This window comes from Lacticaseibacillus zeae DSM 20178 = KCTC 3804, from assembly GCF_000260435.1.
Taxonomy (GTDB): domain Bacteria; phylum Bacillota; class Bacilli; order Lactobacillales; family Lactobacillaceae; genus Lacticaseibacillus; species Lacticaseibacillus zeae.
Genome location: NZ_BACQ01000074.1, coordinates 1 through 2,597 on the forward strand (window position 1 = coordinate 1; position 2,597 = coordinate 2,597).

Annotated in this window: 3 protein-coding genes and 2 pseudogenes; all 5 read left to right on the forward strand. The window is 47.2% G+C overall.

Annotation, left to right across the window (positions count from 1 at the left end; translation table 11 throughout):
* Positions 1–134: pseudogene (locus GSO_RS17250) on the forward strand (IS6 family transposase); the annotation flags it as partial.
* 63 nt (positions 135–197) lie between these two features.
* Positions 198–338, forward strand: a pseudogene (locus tag GSO_RS18710) (IS91 family transposase); the annotation flags it as partial.
* The gene (locus GSO_RS18015) at positions 271–498 is read left to right on the forward strand and encodes a hypothetical protein (protein WP_032962002.1); all 228 of its coding nucleotides are present in this window, start codon (positions 271–273) and stop codon (positions 496–498) included. The pseudogene GSO_RS18710 and the gene GSO_RS18015, both read left to right, overlap by 68 nt.
* A 197-nt stretch (positions 499–695) precedes the next feature.
* Complete coding sequence (gene treR / locus GSO_RS13970) at positions 696–1,412, forward strand: trehalose operon repressor (protein WP_010493359.1); 717 nt, start codon at positions 696–698, stop codon at positions 1,410–1,412.
* A gap of 51 nt (positions 1,413–1,463) precedes the next feature.
* A partial coding sequence (locus GSO_RS13975; RefSeq protein WP_010493361.1) for an alpha-amylase family glycosyl hydrolase occupies positions 1,464–2,597 on the forward strand: 1,134 nt, incomplete at its 3' end.

The window sequence follows — 2,597 nt, forward strand, 5'->3', positions numbered from 1 at the left end:
AAAGCATTCGAACCGCTAGTGCAACGTTGAGCGGTGTGGAAATTGTTCACGCAATACGCAAAAGAACCCGACGAGAGTTAAGTCTCATCGGGTTCTCAGTCGTGGACGAGTTAGAAGCATTGTTAGCTGCATAACCTTCAACATAGGATCAATAGCTGGTTAGATGGTCATCTCTCAGACTGTTTGCACCAGATCCCATGTTGGAGATAAATCAAAACATTGCGAAAGAAGCCTATCAAACCAAATACAAGCAAGCAGAAGCAGCAGCATATGACCGATGCCGCTTCAGTTGGAAACGACAACGTCGAATTTATCTGTCAGAAATGCCACAAGCATGAGGAAATACCACGAGAGATTGTGATCATGCTTGATGGAAGTGACTTAGCGTATAGTCCTGATCAACCGCCTCAATTTGTGTGTGAAGATTGTGGTGGTGCCATGTCACCGGTGTATTACCGAAACGAACTTGGCTATGAATTTAGACTCGAAGACAAGTAAGTGGCAGTGGCCACTAACTATAAAGACCTCAGGGCGGGTTTCCCTGAGGTTTTCTTATGTCCCAAAATGCTGATATGACAACATTTTTAGTTTATGCCACATATTATTGGCCAAATCCAAACGTCTTTTGTTGACAAACCTGTACGTACAGGTAAAATAAGTTCTGTAAGTGAAATCGCTTTCTGGAGGGGGAAGAAATGCGTAAGTACGATGTCATTTATCAGGATCTGAAGGACAAGATCGAAGCAGAGATTTATGTAACGGGATCGTTACTACCAAGTGAACGGACGTTGCAGGAAATGTACCGGGCATCGCGCGACACGGTACGAAAAGCATTGCAGCTGCTCAAAGACGACGGGTTTATCCAGTCGCAAAAAGGTAAAGGTTCAACGGTGATTAATCGGCAGGAATACGTTTTCCCCGTTTCAGGAGTTGTGAGTTATGCCGAACTGGCCAAACAATTTCACTTACAGACGCGAACCGTCATTTTGGCCAATCATTTTGCAACATTACCAGCCAAGTCGTTTAAGGATGTGGATCCGCACGTCACGACGAAGCAGATGCGGTTTTTGAAGCGGGTGCGGTATTTGAAAGGTGAGCCGGACATCATCGATATCGATTACCTTGATCCTAAGGTGGTGCCGCCGATTCCGGAGTCGGCAGCCAAAGATTCGTTGTATGCCTATCTTGAATGTCGGGTGGGGTTGACCATTGCCTATGCGACCAAGGAAATCACGGTGGAAACAGCTACCGAAGAAGAACGGCGTTACCTGAAGTTGCCCCAGGCCGCAGTGGTCGTCGTAGTTCGCAGTTGCAGCAGTCTGGTCGATACAACAAAGTTTCAGTACACGGAGTCGCGGCACCGAGCGGATCGGTTTAAGTTTCATGATTTTGCTCGGCGGATGCGGCCGTGAATGGTAGCAAACTCAGCCTGCAATTAATGGTTGAGATTAAGGAGGTGCGCGATGGGATTTCATAAAAAAGTCATTTATCAGCTGTATCCCAAGTCATTTTATGACAGCAATGGCGACGGGGTCGGTGACTTGCGTGGCATTATTGAAAAGATTGATTATCTTAAGTCATTGCATGTCGACATGATCTGGTTCAATCCATTTTTCGTGTCACCGCAATACGATAACGGCTATGATGTTGCCGATTATCGCAATATTGATCCGCGTTTCGGCACGATGGCGGATTTTGACGAATTGGCTAAGAAACTCAAAGAAGCTGGGATCGATATCATGTTGGACATGGTGTTGAATCATACCAGCACGGAACATGAATGGTTCCAGAAGGCGTTGGCTGGCGACAAGCATTATCAAGCCTATTATTATATTCGCCCGCCAAAGCCGGATGGCAGCTTGCCGACTAACTGGGAAAGCAAATTCGGCGGACCAGCGTGGGCGCCGTTTGGCGACACCGGCAATTATTATCTGCATTTATATGAACGCCGCCAAGCTGATTTGGATTGGCACAATCCAGCAGTTCGGCAAGAAGCCGCAGCGATTATTAACTTTTGGCGTGCCAAGGGTGTCCACGGATTTCGGTTCGATGTGTTGAATGTGATTGGCAAGGCAGAAAAACTGGTCGATGCACCGCCAGAGGTTGCCAGCAAAACGCTGTACACGGATACGCCGATTGTTCAGGACTATCTGAAGGAACTGGCGGCTAATAGCTTCGGCCAGGATCAAAACAGTGTCACGGTGGGCGAAATGAGTTCCACAACTGTTCAGAACTCAATCGCCTACACGAAACCGGAAAATCATGAATTATCCATGGTCTTTCAATTTCACCATTTGAAGACGGATTATAAGAACGGTGAAAAGTGGACGAAAGAACCGTATAATTTCAATGCGTTGCGGGACATTTTGCACACTTGGGGTCAACAGTTAGATCAAGGCGGCGGCTGGCAGGCGCTGTTCTGGAATAACCACGATCAGCCGCGGGCACTCAATCGTTTTGGCAACGTTGACAAGTATCGGATTAAAAGTGCCGAAATGCTTGCTGCGGCGATTCACCTCAGTCGTGGCACCCCGTATATCTATATGGGTGAGGAAATCGGCATGACCGATCCGCACTACCATTCAATGGCTGATTAT

Bases quoted from the DNA above. Each gene is read 5' to 3' on its own strand.
- GSO_RS18015 (WP_032962002.1), top strand. From the start codon at position 271: ATGACCGATGCCGCTTCAGTTGGAAACGACAACGTCGAATTTATCTGT.
- treR (WP_010493359.1), top strand. From the start codon at position 696: ATGCGTAAGTACGATGTCATTTATCAGGATCTGAAGGACAAGATCGAA.